Source organism: Clostridium ganghwense (genome assembly GCF_026735165.1).
Classification (GTDB): domain Bacteria; phylum Bacillota; class Clostridia; order Clostridiales; family Clostridiaceae; genus Clostridium_H; species Clostridium_H ganghwense.
This window is the reverse complement of record NZ_JAPQES010000003.1, coordinates 356,213-371,673: the sequence shown is the minus strand read 5'-3', so window position 1 is coordinate 371,673 and position 15,461 is coordinate 356,213. Positions and strand designations below refer to the sequence as shown.

General features: G+C 27.4%; 15 protein-coding genes and 1 other annotated feature. Of the genes, 8 read left to right on the top strand and 7 right to left on the bottom strand.

From position 1 onward, the window contains the following. The first annotated feature begins 109 nt into the window (after window positions 1–109). Window positions 110–958, top strand: a complete 849-nt coding sequence (gene ablB, locus OXH55_RS10840; RefSeq protein ID WP_268049968.1) for a putative beta-lysine N-acetyltransferase — start codon at window positions 110–112, stop codon at window positions 956–958. Window positions 959–1,006: 48 nt separating this feature from the next. On the opposite strand, the gene OXH55_RS10835 is transcribed toward ablB, so the two are convergent. Next, a complete protein-coding gene (locus OXH55_RS10835) occupies window positions 1,007–1,228 on the bottom strand; it encodes a hypothetical protein (protein ID WP_268049967.1) in 222 nt (73 codons plus the stop codon). A 159-nt stretch (window positions 1,229–1,387) separates the two neighbouring features. Beyond that, window positions 1,388–1,625, top strand: a binding site (T-box leader). A 93-nt stretch (window positions 1,626–1,718) separates the two neighbouring features. Here OXH55_RS10835 and trpS point away from each other — a divergent pair. Beyond that, window positions 1,719–2,726, top strand: a complete 1,008-nt coding sequence (gene trpS / locus OXH55_RS10830) for a tryptophan--tRNA ligase (protein WP_268049966.1) — start codon at window positions 1,719–1,721, stop codon at window positions 2,724–2,726. 83 nt (window positions 2,727–2,809) lie between these two features. Here the strand turns inward: trpS and OXH55_RS10825 are convergent, their stop codons facing one another. Together OXH55_RS10825 and yidA are read right to left on the bottom strand one after the other, a co-directional pair. Next, entirely contained in the window at window positions 2,810–3,697 is an 888-nt protein-coding gene (locus OXH55_RS10825; protein WP_268049965.1) for a Cof-type HAD-IIB family hydrolase, read from the bottom strand. Between the two features lie 45 nt (window positions 3,698–3,742). Further along, window positions 3,743–4,597, bottom strand: a complete 855-nt coding sequence (gene yidA / locus OXH55_RS10820; RefSeq protein WP_268049964.1) for a sugar-phosphatase — start codon at window positions 4,595–4,597, stop codon at window positions 3,743–3,745. Between the two features lie 304 nt (window positions 4,598–4,901). Between yidA and OXH55_RS10815 the strand changes: the two genes are divergently transcribed. Beyond that, entirely contained in the window at window positions 4,902–5,474 is a 573-nt protein-coding gene (locus OXH55_RS10815; protein WP_268049963.1) for an ATP-binding protein, read from the top strand. A gap of 102 nt (window positions 5,475–5,576) precedes the next feature. After that, complete coding sequence (locus OXH55_RS10810) at window positions 5,577–7,172, top strand: peptide chain release factor 3 (protein ID WP_268049962.1); 1,596 nt, start codon at window positions 5,577–5,579, stop codon at window positions 7,170–7,172. 123 nt (window positions 7,173–7,295) lie between these two features. Here OXH55_RS10810 and OXH55_RS10805 read toward each other — a convergent pair whose 3' ends face one another. Continuing rightward, window positions 7,296–8,519, bottom strand: coding sequence for an NAD(P)/FAD-dependent oxidoreductase (locus OXH55_RS10805; RefSeq protein WP_268049961.1), 1,224 nt, complete (start codon window positions 8,517–8,519; stop codon window positions 7,296–7,298). An 84-nt stretch (window positions 8,520–8,603) separates the two neighbouring features. Then, on the bottom strand, window positions 8,604–8,759 hold the full coding sequence (locus OXH55_RS10800) for a DUF5670 family protein (protein WP_268049960.1): 156 nt from the start codon (window positions 8,757–8,759) through the stop codon (window positions 8,604–8,606). Window positions 8,760–8,915: 156 nt separating this feature from the next. Between OXH55_RS10800 and OXH55_RS10795 the strand changes: the two genes are divergently transcribed. The 4 genes from OXH55_RS10795 (at window position 8,916) to OXH55_RS10780 (ending at window position 12,592) form a co-directional block, all read left to right on the top strand. Further along, window positions 8,916–9,491 carry an ECF transporter S component gene (locus OXH55_RS10795; RefSeq protein WP_268049959.1) on the top strand — a complete coding sequence of 192 codons (576 nt, stop codon included), beginning with the start codon at window positions 8,916–8,918 and terminating at the stop codon, window positions 9,489–9,491. A gap of 263 nt (window positions 9,492–9,754) precedes the next feature. Next, the gene (locus OXH55_RS10790; RefSeq protein ID WP_268049958.1) at window positions 9,755–10,855 is read left to right on the top strand and encodes a sensor domain-containing diguanylate cyclase; all 1,101 of its coding nucleotides are present in this window, start codon (window positions 9,755–9,757) and stop codon (window positions 10,853–10,855) included. A gap of 70 nt (window positions 10,856–10,925) precedes the next feature. Then, window positions 10,926–12,074 carry an AlbA family DNA-binding domain-containing protein gene (locus OXH55_RS10785; protein WP_268049956.1) on the top strand — a complete coding sequence of 383 codons (1,149 nt, stop codon included), beginning with the start codon at window positions 10,926–10,928 and terminating at the stop codon, window positions 12,072–12,074. 107 nt (window positions 12,075–12,181) lie between these two features. Further along, on the top strand, window positions 12,182–12,592 hold the full coding sequence (locus OXH55_RS10780) for a hypothetical protein (protein ID WP_268049955.1): 411 nt from the start codon (window positions 12,182–12,184) through the stop codon (window positions 12,590–12,592). A gap of 59 nt (window positions 12,593–12,651) precedes the next feature. On the opposite strand, the gene OXH55_RS10775 is transcribed toward OXH55_RS10780, so the two are convergent. Both OXH55_RS10775 and OXH55_RS10770 read right to left on the bottom strand, forming a co-directional pair. Next, window positions 12,652–14,601, bottom strand: a complete 1,950-nt coding sequence (locus tag OXH55_RS10775; protein WP_268049954.1) for an ABC transporter permease — start codon at window positions 14,599–14,601, stop codon at window positions 12,652–12,654. Further along, on the bottom strand, window positions 14,588–15,352 hold the full coding sequence (locus OXH55_RS10770; RefSeq protein WP_268049953.1) for an ABC transporter ATP-binding protein: 765 nt from the start codon (window positions 15,350–15,352) through the stop codon (window positions 14,588–14,590). The genes OXH55_RS10775 and OXH55_RS10770 overlap by 14 nt, the downstream gene beginning before the upstream one ends. Window positions 15,353–15,461: the final 109 nt, after the last annotated feature.

Sequence of the window (15,461 nt, the reverse complement as noted above, 5' to 3'; positions counted from 1 at the left end):
AAAGCATATATTAAAATCAATCTTTCATGTCTGCTTAAATATTGTTACAAGAGTAATCATTTAAAACATATAAAATAAGAATATATTTAGCAAATTGAGAGGTGATTTTATGATACTAGATACACCTACAACTGAAATGATTTCACTTAATAGTGGTAATGCAAAAATAAAAGTTGATACTTTTAATAAAAGAATAAAAATTCTTCAATTGACTGGAGACTTAAAAGAATTGTTACAAAAGTTAAAGCCATTGATTGAGGAACATGAACTTGCTAAAATTTTTTATATTTCTCTTGAGGAAGATATAGAAAAGTTTAAAGAACAAGGTTTTATTATGGAAGCAAAAATTGATAATTTTTTAAATGGAAAATCTGGATATTTTCTTTCTAAGTTTTTAACAACTAAAAGAAAAATGAGTATTAGCATTCCAGAAGAGGAAGAAATATTAATCAAAGCAAGAGAATATATAGATGAAAAGTATTACTATCCTATGGATAAAAAATTTACTATAAAAACAGCTGAAGAAGATGATGTATTTAAAATGACACAATTATATAATGAAGTTTTTGAAACATATCCTACACCCCTACATGATGAGAAGTTTATTAAATCAGCAATTAATAATGATGTATTATTTAAACTAATACTTTGGGATGATAAAATTATTAGTTCTGCTTCTGCTGACATGGACTCAAGATATTTAAATGCAGAAATGACTGATTGTGCAACACTAAAGCAGTATAGAGGTGAGGGACTTATGGGAAGACTTATATACGAACTCGAGGAAGCGCTTAAAAAAACAAACTATAAGGTTTTATATAGTATGGCTAGAGCTATTTCTCCTGGTATGAATATTGTATTTTCAAAGCATGGATATGAGTATGGTGGACGTCTTATAAATCACTGTCATATATGTGGACAATTAGAAGATATGAATATATGGATAAAAAAATTATAACTTTAACAAAGGAACTCCATGGAATAATAGAGTTCCTTATTTAAATTTTTAAATATCGTCACCACCATTATAGGTATAGTCAAATTCAGCGTTTGATATGTCATTTGAGACTATAGGGTCTCGTACAGGGTCTGGAAGTTCTGTGTAATCAACTGCTGAATGAGCTTTTATAGTTTTAGGTTTTTCTTCAAAAAAGCCTCTTTCATGAGGACCATATGATGTATTATTTTGCATAGTTTCTTGTACATTTCTTTTTTTATTCTTAGGCATAATTATTAAACCCCTTTCTCAATTCATCTCTTCAAAAATTAGTATTCCACTAAAAAAGAAAATAATTAATGAAATAAATTTGAAAATTAGAGCAAAAATAAAAGTAATGAAGACTTGACAAAAACTTATAATAAGAATATCATATAAAAAAAGTAAGAATCAAAATCTATGAAGAGAAGTAAGTAAGCTTAAAAACAGATTTAAAGAGAGTTGTAGATGGTGAGATTGCAATAATTATGCTTAAGCTGAATGGGTCTTGGAGATTCAAAATGAAAATTAAGTAGTTTGAGACGTTAGCCTTACGTTATAAAGGCAGGATATCATAGTGTATCTGAAAGAAGGAAAAGTTTTAGCTTTTCGAAATTAGGTGGTACCGCGTGTATAATACGCCCTATATAACAAAAAATGTTGTGTAGGGCTTTTTATTTATTAAAAATTTTTATAATTATAAAATTTTACATATTATAAAATTAAACTGGAGGGATACCAAATGGAACAACAAGAAGCAAAAAAGGTCATTTTTAGTGGAATACAACCATCGGGAGAGCTTACTATAGGAAATTACTTAGGAGCTCTAAAAAATTGGGTTAAGCTTCAAGATGAATATGATTGTTATTTTTGTATAGTTGATTTACATGCAATAACGGTAAGACAAGTACCTAAAGATTTAAGAAGAAGAACTCTAGAAGTGCTATCAATATATATTGCGGCAGGAATTGATCCAGAAAAAAATACATTGTTCATACAATCCCATGTACCAGCACATAGTGAATTAGGATGGCTTTTAAATTGTAATACATATATGGGTGAATTAAGTAGGATGACTCAATATAAAGATAAGTCACAAAGATATGGCAATAATATTGCAGCAGGTCTTTTTAATTACCCAGTACTAATGGCTGCAGATATTTTATTATATCAAACTGATTTAGTACCAGTTGGAGTAGACCAAAAACAGCATCTAGAATTATCTCGTGATATAGCAGAAAGATTTAATAATGCATATAGTCCTACGTTTAAGATTCCAGATCCTTATATACCAAAAGCAGGAGCTAAGATTATGGATTTACAAGAGCCTACTAAAAAGATGTCTAAGTCATCTGACAATGCTAACTCTTATATTCTTATAATGGATCCACCAGAAGTTATTAGAAAAAAAATAAGCAGAGCTGTTACAGATAGTATTGGTGTTGTTAAATATTCAGATGAGCAACTAGGGGTTAAAAATTTAATTACTATTTTAAGTGTAATTACAGGAAAAACTCCAGAAGATATTGAAAAAGAATATGAAGGTCAAGGATATGCTCAATTTAAAAAAGATGTTGCTGAAGCTATAGTTTCAGAATTAGAACCAATTCAAAAGAAAGTTAAGGAATTACTTTCAGATAAAACTTACCTTGAAAGTATCTATAAAAATGGTACTGAAAAGGCAAATTATGTTGCTAATAAGACACTTAGAAAGGTACAAAAGAAAATGGGATTTATACCTAAAAAATAAATAATTAGTAATAAAATAAAAGTACAAAATAAGTTTTTATCAACTTATTTTGTACTTTTATTTTATGGAGTTATACAGTTTTTCTATTTTTTTAATATAAATTTATTTATAACATGTGCAACTCCATCTTCTTCATTAGTGAGAGTTATATAATTTGCTATTTCCTTTACTTCGGGAAAGGCATTTCCCATAGCAACTCCAAGACCAGCAAATTCTATCATATGAATATCGTTTCCAGAATCTCCTATGCAAATAATCTCTTTTCTTTTTATACCTAATTTTTTTGCAATAGTTGCAACTCCAGTACCTTTATTAACATCTTTTTTTAATATTTCTAAAGAGTTGTTAGAGGTTTTTAATAAAGTATATCTATTGCGTAATTCACTAGGTAGGTTATTTAAATCACTCAATAAATCATCATCTGTATTTAAAAATTCTAAATTTGAGTCGTTTATATCTATATTGTTATAAAAAGATTTTAATTTATTTATAAAATTATGAGTTTCATTAATATAAGCCATACTATTTATTATTAAATTTTCTTTTATGTTATTAAAATCTACAAGTTTTATAGGAAGGTTAACAAGGTGCGATTCAATTTTAGTTGTAAAATCTAATTTTGAAGTTAAAAGATAATTTGAGGTCATTCCATTTAAAGTTATATTTAAATCTTTAGATAAATCATATAAATATTTTATATCTTTTTTTAAAAATTTAGCTTGGAATAAAAACTTTTTAGTACCTACACATTGAACAACACTTCCACTGCAGGCAACAATATAATCATTATTACCTGTTAAAGTTAAATATTTTAAACTTTGCTCTATTCCTTGAATAGGTCGTCCTGTAGATAACACCACTTTAACTCCTTTGGATTTAGCACTTTGAATAGCATCGTAAGTTTTTTTTGAGATGGTTTTATTATCTTTTAATAATGTACCGTCCATATCAATTGCTATTAGTTTATACATATTGACCCTCCTATAATTACTTAGTAGTAATGAAACTAATTAAAATTATACAGCTTGGTCATTTTCTGATTCGTCATCTTCTATAAAGAAATTAGGGCTATCTAATATAAATTTATTTATAACATGAGCTACACCATCATCTTCATTAGTATAAGTAATGTAATCAGCAGCTTTTTTTACTTCTAAAAAAGCATTTCCCATAGCTACACCTAATCCTGCATATTTAATCATATGAAGGTCGTTGCCAGCATCTCCCATGCAAATGACTTCATTTTGGTTTATTCCTAGGCTTTCTGCAAGAGCTTTAACGCCAGCTCCCTTATTCACAGTTTTATCTAGAAACTCTAAGAAGAAAGGTGCACTTCTTACTACTGTATATTTTTCGTATACTTCTTCAGGAAGTTTTTCTATTGCTTCGGATAGTTTTTCAGGTTCGTCTATTAACATGATTTTTACAATAGGTGTAGAGTCTGTTAATGTAGCAAAATCTACTTCTTCAAAATTAATACCGTTCATAGTAACTTCGAGTTCAGTATACTTAGTTAATTTAGGAGCGATACATGAAGTTGTAGTTAAGGCATGAATGTTTATATCAAGTTTTTTACTTAAGTCATATAAGTAATGAGCATCTTCACAAGTTAATAATTTCTTATAAAGTATTTCATTAGTTCCTGTATTTTGAATTACAGAACCATTATATGTTACACAATAATCTTCATCAGAAAGAAGATTTAATTCTTTTAAATATTTTTCTATTCCTTTTTGAGGTCTTCCAGTTGATAAAACTACTTTAACCCCTTTTTCTTTAGCTTTTTTAATGGCTATGTAATTTTCCTCAGATATACTTTTATCTTCTTTTAATAATGTTCCATCCATATCTAATGCAATTAATTTGTACATATATATACCTCCGATTCTATTATTATGTATAGTTAGTAATTGTTTATAGAATTCTACATTAATCAATAAATTGTAACAATTTCTAATTTAAAATAGTTATCCAAATAATATGTGGGAACATGAGAGTCCCTAAAGAGTTTAGATAAGTATTTATACAAGTTTATATTTTAACACAAATAGTACAAAATTTTATTAAAAAATAAAGGAAATTGTTTAGTGTTAACATAATTTTAGTTTAAGTTGAAATATTATATTTAAATTGATATAATTTAGATTGTTATGAATTTATTTTGGAGGTTAGGATATGCCTATAAGAATAGCGATATTAGGTGGACCACGTTGTGGTAAAACTACACTTATACAGCAATTATATGTTGATATGAAAATAATGGGATTATCAGTAGGTGCTGAAGCAGAATATTCTACAGATTATCTTAGTGATAAGGGTATGATTGAATCAATTTCAGAACAATATGGCATATATTTAGGACAAATGATGAGAGAAGAAAAATTAAATGGCTTTGATTATGCTATAACAGATTATGCAACTTTTGTTCCTTATATATATGGTAGATTTATGCTTGGAGATAAGAAAAGAACTAAAAAAGAAATTGAAATATTAAAAGATTTATATTGTTTAGCGTTAAAAGATATTCCTAAATACGATCACATATTCTTTGTTCCAAGGGAATTTGGATATTTAAAAGATGGTGTGAGATGGCAGGATGAAGAAATAGCAAAAAAAGTTGATGAGGCAATAAAGCACTTTTTAATTGCAGAGAACATACCTTTTACTGTTATAGAAGGCTCAACAAGAGAAAGAGCTAGAAATATAATGGATATAATTGGCTTGAATCAAATTGAAAAAGAGGCGTAAGGTTTGCAGTTACAGCAAACCTTTTTTATGTTTGACAGTTATATATAATAAAGTTAAAATCATAATGGAAAGTAAAAAATATAGGAGAAAGAGGAGAAATAAGTGGCGAATTTTATAAACCAAATAGAGAAAAGAAGAACTTTTGCTATAATATCTCACCCAGATGCGGGTAAAACGACACTTACAGAAAAACTTTTGTTATATGGAGGAGCAATTCGTGAGGCGGGATCTGTTAAAGCTAGAAGAGCTTCAAAGCATGCTGTATCAGATTGGATGGAAATAGAAAAGCAGAGAGGAATTTCCGTTACATCTTCAGTTTTGCAATTTAATTATGAAAATCATTGTATAAATATATTAGATACTCCAGGACACCAAGATTTTAGTGAAGATACATATAGAACATTAATGGCTGCTGATAGTGCTGTTATGGTTCTTGATGGAGCCAAAGGGGTAGAAGCACAGACAAGGAAATTATTCCACGTATGTAGTTTAAGAGAAATACCTATTTTTACTTTTGTAAATAAGATGGATAGAGAAACTAAGGATGCATTTGATTTACTAGAAGAGTTAGAAACTGAACTTGGAATAAAATCATATCCTATGAACTGGCCTATAGGTTGTGGAGCTAATTTTAAAGGAGTATATGATAGAGCAAAAAAACATGTATTAGTTTTTGAAGGTGGAAACCATGGTCAAAGTGAAGTAAATATTTTAGAAGGTTCTTTAGAAGATGAAAAAATAAAAGAATTAATTGGCCAAGATTTACATGAAAAATTACTTGAAGAAATAGAGCTTTTAGATGAAGCTGGAGAAGAATTTGATTTAGAAAAAATTAAGTTTGGAGAACTTACACCAGTATTTTTTGGTAGTGCTTTAACTAACTTTGGTGTAGAGCCATTTCTAGAAGGATTTTTAAAACTTACTCCACCACCGTTACCAAGAAATTCTGATAAAGGTAAAGTAGATGTTTATGATGATAATTTTTCAGCATTTGTATTTAAGATTCAAGCAAATATGAATAAAGCTCATAGAGATAGAATTGCATTTATGAGAATCTGCTCTGGTAAATTTACTAAAGGTATGGATGTATATCATGTTCAACAAGGTAAAAAAATTAAATTAACTCAACCACAGCAATTCTTAGCAGAAGATAGAGAAATTGTTCAAGAAGCTTATGCAGGAGATATTATTGGTGTATTTGATCCAGGGATTTTTGGAATCGGTGATACATTATGTCCTGCTTCTAATAAATTTAAGTTTGAAGGAATACCAAGTTTTGCTCCAGAGCATTTTGCAAGAGTAAGGACAGTAGATACTATGAAGAGAAAGCAATTTATAAAGGGAATAACTCAAATTGCTCAAGAAGGTGCTATTCAGGTATTTAAAGAACTTCATATAGGAGTAGAAGAAATAATTGTAGGTGTTGTTGGTGTACTGCAATTTGAAGTTTTAGAATATAGATTGAAGAATGAATATAATGTTGATATAAAAATTGAAAGATTACCTTTTAGAAATATTAGATGGATTGAAAGTACAGAAATAAAACCAGAGAATTTAAGTGTAACAAGTGATACAAAGGTTGTAAAAGACTTAAAAGATAACGACTTATTATTATTCACAAATGACTGGGGAATAAGCTGGGCACTTGATCATAATAAAGGTCTTGTACTATCTGATATAGGTAAAAGTGGAGAATAGGAATGTTGTAATGCAGCCTCCATTTGACAGATGACAATGGATAATTAAAAACTAAATTAAAAAACATTAAAAAGAACCTATAAATAGATAAAATTCTATATTTAGGTTCTTTAAATTTTTGTTTTATTTTAAGCTTTTTCTGTCTAAGCTAAATATATTAGCATCCGGATTATTATTATATAAAATAAGGTCTTTTATAATCTGTGCTCCTATGACGCTGTAGCAAATTCCATTTTCATTAAAACCTAAATTGAAGTAACAATGAGGAAACTTAGGGTGTTTTCCAATGAAAGGAAGACTATCTTTAGTTTCTCCAAAGGTTCCACACCAACAATAATCTGGTTTAAGATTATCTATATAAGGAAATAAGTTTTTTAATTTTTCTAGTATATTAAAAGCTTTTCTTTCTATATTTATTGCACAGTAATTACTAGACTTAAAGTCATCAGCAAATCCACAAGCTAAAATTCTATTATCTCCAGTAGGTCTAATATAAAAATTAGGATCATAAGATTCACGAATTAAACATTTTTCATACCATCCATTATAAGTTGTTAAAGGTTCAGTAGCCATAGAATAGATAGTCTTTAATTTTACAACAGATGTATCTTTAAGGAGATTATGAGCTGTAAAATTATTAGCAAATACTATTTTTTTACAATAAATATGACAATCATTATTTGTATTAATCCTTATATTGTTTGAGTAGTAATCGAAATTTACAACAGAGGTATTTTCATATATTTTGGTATTTTTCTTAGATGAACCTTTTAAGAGAGCATGACAAAATTTAAAAGGATCAAGTATACCGCAATTTTTAGAGTATATACCACAAGGAAAAGAAAAAGAAAATTTATTTTCTATTTCTTTTTTGACCATATATTCTACATTAAAATTAAATTCTTTTCTAAGCTCAAATTCAGTTTTCATAATGTTTTCATTGTTAGAATCACTACATAAGTATATACTATCTTTTCTTTGAAAATCACAATGCAGCCTTATGTTATAAAGTATATTTTCAATATCATCAATAGACTTTTGACATAATTTATAAACTCTAATAGCTGTTTCTTTTCCTAAAAGATTTATAAGGTTATGCAATTCTGTATTTATTGCATATTCTAAAAGACAGGGGCTAGCTGCTGTGCTTCCGTTTGCTATTAAATTTTTTTCAAGTAAAATTGTATTTATATTATATTGAGAAAGATAATAGGCAGTTAAACAACCAGTTATACCTCCACCAATAACTACAACATCACATTCTTGATTACAATTTAATGTAGGATAGCGTTTATATCCTTTGCTTATAGAGTTCCAGTAAGTATTTCCCGAAGTTAATATCATCATATATGCTACACTAAGCAGCCTTCACTCCTCTCAAAATGTACTTAAACTCATGAAACTAAAGCAAGAGCTTCATGAGTTTAAAAATTACATTGATTTTCTTTTGCCAAATAAAGCATCTGAAACAAAAATTATAGCTGCAAAAATAAGTAAAATGTTTATTGCAGTTCCGCCAATTCTAAGTATTAAGCCAATTAGCCAGAATAAAAGGATAAATCCTCCTAACCACCTAAGAAAATTCATAATAAACCCTCCAAGAATTTTATATTACTTATTATTGACAAAGTTTAAGTTAATTATTAATTGTTTTATTGTATGGGTTGTATCGATACATTTGCAATAAGTTCATATTTACATATAATTAAAAAATGAAAGGAAAATTTGATGGGGGTGGTTATGTTGGAAAATAAACATAAGGATTTAAGAATTAGTTCAACAGGAGTAAATTATATTATACAAGTTGGTATGATGGCAGCTATAACATATGTAGCTACAGCTATGTTTCATATACCATCCTTTATGGGAGTAGTTCATTTAGGAGATAGTATGATATTTTTGGCAGCAATTTTATTAGGGAAAAAGAAAGGTGCTGTTTCATCAGCTATTGGAATGACTTTATTCGATATTTTAACTGGGTATGGACATTGGGCACCATTTACTTTTGTAATAAAGGGTGTAATGGGGTATATAGCAGGAAGCATTGCATACAGAAAAAATTATAAGGGAGAAAATCCATGGAATAATTTATTTGCGTTTTGTGTTGCAGGTATATTTATGATAGGAGCTTATTATTTAAGTGGAGTAGCTATGGCAAGATTCATTATGCTTAAAACAGCTACCTTAAATGAAGCGTTCATTATAGCTATAAAGGATATACCTGGTAATATATCACAAGTAGTTGCAGGAATAGTTATAGGATTACCTTTGAGTATAAGTTTAAAAAGAGCATTGAAAAAAGCTAATATTTCTTTATAATTTATAAAAACAGCATTATATTATAAAAATAAATCTATAACATATAAGCTTGCTAAACAATTCAGTAGTGAACTAAAGCTAGGATTGTTGTTAGCAAGCTTTATTTATAATTAAGCGATTGAGAGTATTATATATGTGCATATTATATAATTGTATTTTTATAAATATACAGTTGCTTATGTAGAAGGAATTTTATTTTTAGTGTAGAATGGTATTAGGTAATTAAAACTGATAATTTAAATTCTAAGGGAAAGTGAGACTTTATGAGTAAATATGATGCTGATTTTAATAGTCAATATTATGAAGAAAAGTATTTAAAATTACAAGATGAATTTGAAACATATCAAAATTTTGCAGAAAGTAATATTCAAATTATTAATGAGAGAAATGCAAAATTGGAAAAAAAATTAGATGCAATAACTAATATAGTAGAGATTACTAAGTATATAAATTCATACCTAAGTGATGAAAATTTGATTCCAATGATAAATGATATGATAATAGGAATATTAGGAGCTACTTATTCTTCTATCTACTTGATGGAAGATGATAAACTAGTTATAAAAGCGACTAATATTAATAATAAAGAAAAGAAATTTTATGATGGTGAAGAAGATTATAAAGAATTAATGAATGGTAATCCTTTTATTATGAATTCTAAAACTCCTTTGTTTTTTCATGATTCACAAAAAAGTGAAATTCATTCATTAATAGGCGTTTCTATAAATTTAAGAGAAAAATTTATTGGATATATCATAGTAGAACATGCTCTTTATAATTTTTTTGGACATGATCTCATAACATTTATTTCTACTATAGCAAATCAAATAGCTATTGCACTAGAAAATAATGCTTTATATAATCAGATAAGAGAAAATGCTATAAGGGATCCACTGCTTAGAATATATAATAGAAAATATTTTTTTGATTTATTGGAAAATAAAATAGAAAGAATTTCTGAGAGAACTTTTGCCATAGTTATGGTAGATTTAGATAATTTTAAAAAAGCTAATGACTTATATGGACATCAATTAGGGGACAAAGTTTTAAAGGAAACAACTAAAATTATACAGAATAATATAGATAAGAATGATATTGTATCAAGATATGGTGGAGAAGAAATAGTCATTTACATAAAATATTCAAAAGATATTGAAGAAGTATATAGAAAAATAGATAATATAAGATCAAAGATAAGTAAAAATATTATTATTTATGGTAATATGCAAATTTCAATTACAGCTAGTTTTGGTATAAGCTATTATCCTATAGATGGAGAAAATTTACAGGATGTTATAAGTGTAGCTGATGCAAGGCTGTATGTTGCCAAAAAAACAGGTAAAAATAAAGTTGTGAATAAATAAAGACGATGTGTAATTCATCGTCTTTTTTTGAATAATATATAATAAACAGGAAATTGAGGGTTGGGATATAATGAATAAAAAAAAATTAGGAAGTCTTCTTAAAAGGAATGAAGGTGTTAAATTAGATTTTAAACAGGAAATAGATTTAAGCATGGAAAGTGGAAGAAAAGAGTTTGCAAAAGATGTATGTGCAATAGCTAATTCCAAAGGGGGAAGAGGTTATCTTATTATTGGAATTGAAGATAAAACAAAAAGAGTTATAGGGATTGAAAAATTAAGTTTTACAGAAGAACAAGTTCAGCAGATTGTAAGTTCAAGATGTGAACCACCAATTCCTATATCTTTAGAAGTTATAAATTATCAAAATAAAGATGTAGCAGTAATTACAATTTTTCAAAGTAATCAGAAGCCATATCAATTTAGAGAAAACGGTGCTTTTTATATAAGACGTGGTTCAACAACAGATACAATGAGAAAACAAGAGTTAATTTCGGCTTTTGAAGAGAACATGAGTTTAAATATAGAATTTACTCCTATTGTAAGAAGTAGAATAGATAGTCTTGATGTGGGATTAATAGATAAATATTTTAAACTACACGGAATAGATATAAACGATGAAAATAGAATAGCTTTTATGGAACATACGAGAATAGTATTTTTAGAGGAAGAAGATAAAGAATATTATGTTACTTTAGGAGGACTATTAGTATTTTCAAAAATAAATTATTTATATACTCCTAATAATATGATTAGGATAGTAAATAAAGTAAATAAAGATTTAGATGAAATAATTATAATTCAAGGAGATTTGATCTCAATGCTTGATAAAAGTGAAGAGTGGCTTTTATCCATTCTTCCTAAAAGTTATCCATATGGAGCTGTTTATGAAGGAATAAAAAATGCAGTTTTGTATAGAGACTATACTATTATAAATAAAGAAATTGAAGTAGTTATAGATTATAACAGTGTTAGAGTAATAAGCCCTGGTATATTAATAAAGAATTCTAAGAATGGCTTTTCACACAACTATATAAAAAGGAATATGTGGATTTATGAAAAATTAATTACATTAGACCAGAAAAAAAGATTTATTCAATCTGGAAGAGGTTTTTCAAGAATGAAAAAAGCCTTTAAAAAATATGGAAGTGTAATGTTTATAAATTCTTTGAAGGAAAATAATTTTAAAGTTATTTATCCGGGAATAAATAACTTTAAATGAAATATTATACAAGAAGAATATTGAAAGAAAATTCGGAATATTATATAATTAAATAAAAGATATTTATTAGAATTTTTATAAAAATATTTTTAAAAGGAGTGGTTAACATGCTACATGTTTTTTGTGACAAGAAAGGTTCAGGTAAAACAAAAGCTTTAATCCAATCCGCAAATGAAAAAATTAATGTATCTAAGGGCAATATAGTTTATATTGATGATGATAATAGACATATATTGCAATTAGATAGAAGAATACGATTTATTTCGACAGATGAGTTTAATTTAAAAAATTATAATAGTTTTTATGGATTTTTGTGTGGCATTATTTCGGAAGATTATGATGTTGGGACCATATATATTGATGGTTTATTTAACATTGTAGGTGGAAATCTTCAAGATGCTGCACATTTATTTTATAATATAGAAAGATTGGCAAAGAAAAATAATGTTGATTTTTATCTAAATATCAGTATTGAAAAGGATACCATGCCTGATTTTATTAAAAAATATGTTGCATAGTTAATTAGTTGAAATATTGACTGCAGACAGCTTATATTAAGTTGTCTGCAGTTTTTATTTTAGTATGAGTTTACAGTTTTAGTATATGAATTTACGGTCAGCACATAGTACACCATATAAATCAATGTATATGCACCAACACTTATGCCTATAGGAATGGTTAGGTTTAACTTTAAAGCATCTCCTAAAATTGATACAGCTACAAGACTGTGAACAATTCCTACAATTAGTGGAAGGAGAAATACAAATAGAATTTGTTTAGCAATAGAAGCTCGTATTTCTTTTTTATTAACTCCAATTTTCTTAATAATTGTATATCTTTCCTTGTCATTGTTAGCCTCTGATAATTGTTTGAAAAATATTATACTTCCTGTAGCAACTAAAAACACTAATCCTAGAAAACCTGATGTAAATATAAGTAATCCAGACTGCATTAATCCACCTTTATAGCTTTCATAATATGAAGAGAATTGAAAAAATAAAGTTTTTTCTTTTGAATCTTTTTTATATTCAGATATAACTTTTTTTAATTCTTTTGTCAATTCGTCACTATCTTTTTTATTGTCATTCATATAAGCTTTTATTCTAAATATATTTTTATGATTATAATATTTACTGTATATTTCATCTTTAACTACTAGTGTTTCAGTTGCAATATATTCATTAACTAAAGAATATGATTTGAAATCTATAATTTTAAATTGTTTCTTCGCATCATTTAAGTTGATTTCCACATTTTTACCTGTATAGCTTTCCATGAATCTTTCTCTATAAAATTGATCAAATAATACTGTTTCATTTGAATTGGTAAGATTAATTTTTTCTGTAAGACCTCTAGCTTTAGCTATTTCGTTAAATTTGCTTTCAGAAATAATATAAATAGTATCAGGCTTAAATGATTTAGAGTTTTTTTCTTTAAATACAGATGGCAATTTACCTTCTAATTTAAGAAATTCAATATCAACAGAATCAAGTATTTTATTTTTAGGGTATTTGTTCATTATATCTTCTATCTTTTCATCTAAACTTCTATCATTGAGAGCATTTATATAGGTAAATGGATATCTAGCATCCAGCTTTGTTTGAAAATCATAATAAAAACTAGAAGTTACTCCCATAGCAGTTAATGTGGTAGCACTAAGTACAGCTATAGTGGCTAAGGTTCTTGCATTACCTTTTATTCTATATAAAAGATGGGAAATACCAATCATATTTATACCTTTATAGTATCTTCTTTTATTATTCTTTGAGAATTTAATAATAAATACTACGAAGGAAGAAAAGAATAAGTAAGTTCCAAGTACAACAACTATTAAAGTTATTAGTACATTTATATGGAAATTTTCACCCAAACCATTTAGATATAAGGTATAACCACCAACTATTAGAATAAGTGAAAGTATTGCAGTTATTATTGAGGTTTTGGGTTCTTTTTCACCTTTACTTTCAGCCTTAAAAAGATCAATAAGCTTAAATCTATAAATTATAGTATATCCATGAATTGATGTAATTGAGAACAATATAGCGAAAGTAATAAGGGTATTAACAATAGCTTCTGGAATTATAGTAAATTTTATATTTGCAGAAAATCCCATTAGAGTAACTAAGAGCATTACAAATACTTTCGATAGCAAACTTCCTAGAAAAATCCCAGCACCAAGTGCCAATATTCCCATAACTATATTTTCATAGAATAGCATTCTTCCTATCTGCTTTTTTCTAACTCCCATTAAAGAATAAAGACCTATTTCTTTTTTTCTTTTTCTCGTAAAAAAAGAATTTGAATACCATATAAATATAGCTGAAAATATAGCAATTACTATAGATGCTTCTTCAAGTCCACCGCCTATCTTTCTGCTAGTTGAAACTAGTTTTATAACTTGATCATTATATTGTATTGATGTAAAAGTGTAATAAATCATTATACTAAATACCATAGAAACAAAGTAGATAAAATAATTATAGAAATTTCTTTTTACATTTTTAATGGCTATATTAAATAAGGTCATTATTGTCACCTCCAAGGGCTTTTAAAATATCAAGTATCTTTTGGAAGAAATCTTTACGTGAGCCTCCTCTCACAAGTTCAGTGAATAATTTCCCATCTTTTATGAATAATATTCTCTTGCAGTAGCTTGCAGCAAAAGCATCGTGAGTAACCATCATTATTGTAGCTTTATTGTTTTCATTTAAATCACTTAAACACTGTAAAAGTTCTTGAGATGATTTAGAATCCAAAGCTCCTGTAGGTTCATCAGCTAATATTAATGTAGGTTTATTAATAATGGCTCTAGCTGCTGCTGTTCTCTGTTTTTGCCCCCCTGAAACCTCATATGGATATTTATTTAAAATTTCTTTTATTCCTAATGTGTCAGCTATATCACTTACTCTTGTTTCTATTTCTTTATGATTTACCTTTGAAAGAGCTAGTGGAAGTACTATATTTTCTTTAATAGTTAAAGTATCAAGCAAGTTAAAGGCTTGAAATATAAAGCCTAATTTATTTCTTCTAAATGAAGATAATTTATCTTCATTCATTTTTACTATATTGTCTCCATCTATAGTTATTGTTCCTGATGTGGGTTTATCTATAGTAGATATAATGTTTAAAAGGGTAGTTTTCCCTGCACCAGAAGGTCCCATTATACCTACGAATTCTCCTTCTTTTATTTCAAGATCTATATCATGAAGTGCTGTATACACATTTCCTCTTGAACCATATACTTTTTTTAGATTTTTTGCTATTAAAACATTCTCCATGTGTATCTCCTCCTATATTTTGCAATCGTCTATTAATTTTTAATATATCTTACAATAAAGAGTATAATCGATTTATAAATAATAAAAAATTGATTGAACTTACAATTTG

What these genes read in the sequence shown, in the direction of transcription:
- ablB (WP_268049968.1), top strand. Translation starts at nt 110, where the DNA reads ATGATACTAGATACACCTACAACTGAAATGATTTCACTTAATAGTGGT.
- OXH55_RS10835 (WP_268049967.1), bottom strand. Translation starts at nt 1,228, where the DNA reads ATGCCTAAGAATAAAAAAAGAAATGTACAAGAAACTATGCAAAATAAT.
- trpS (WP_268049966.1), top strand. Translation starts at nt 1,719, where the DNA reads ATGGAACAACAAGAAGCAAAAAAGGTCATTTTTAGTGGAATACAACCA.
- OXH55_RS10825 (WP_268049965.1), bottom strand. Translation starts at nt 3,697, where the DNA reads ATGTATAAACTAATAGCAATTGATATGGACGGTACATTATTAAAAGAT.
- yidA (WP_268049964.1), bottom strand. Translation starts at nt 4,597, where the DNA reads ATGTACAAATTAATTGCATTAGATATGGATGGAACATTATTAAAAGAA.
- OXH55_RS10815 (WP_268049963.1), top strand. Translation starts at nt 4,902, where the DNA reads ATGCCTATAAGAATAGCGATATTAGGTGGACCACGTTGTGGTAAAACT.
- OXH55_RS10805 (WP_268049961.1), bottom strand. Translation starts at nt 8,519, where the DNA reads ATGATGATATTAACTTCGGGAAATACTTACTGGAACTCTATAAGCAAA.
- OXH55_RS10800 (WP_268049960.1), bottom strand. Translation starts at nt 8,759, where the DNA reads ATGAATTTTCTTAGGTGGTTAGGAGGATTTATCCTTTTATTCTGGCTA.
- OXH55_RS10790 (WP_268049958.1), top strand. Translation starts at nt 9,755, where the DNA reads ATGAGTAAATATGATGCTGATTTTAATAGTCAATATTATGAAGAAAAG.
- OXH55_RS10785 (WP_268049956.1), top strand. Translation starts at nt 10,926, where the DNA reads ATGAATAAAAAAAAATTAGGAAGTCTTCTTAAAAGGAATGAAGGTGTT.
- OXH55_RS10780 (WP_268049955.1), top strand. Translation starts at nt 12,182, where the DNA reads ATGCTACATGTTTTTTGTGACAAGAAAGGTTCAGGTAAAACAAAAGCT.
- OXH55_RS10775 (WP_268049954.1), bottom strand. Translation starts at nt 14,601, where the DNA reads ATGACCTTATTTAATATAGCCATTAAAAATGTAAAAAGAAATTTCTAT.
- OXH55_RS10770 (WP_268049953.1), bottom strand. Translation starts at nt 15,352, where the DNA reads ATGGAGAATGTTTTAATAGCAAAAAATCTAAAAAAAGTATATGGTTCA.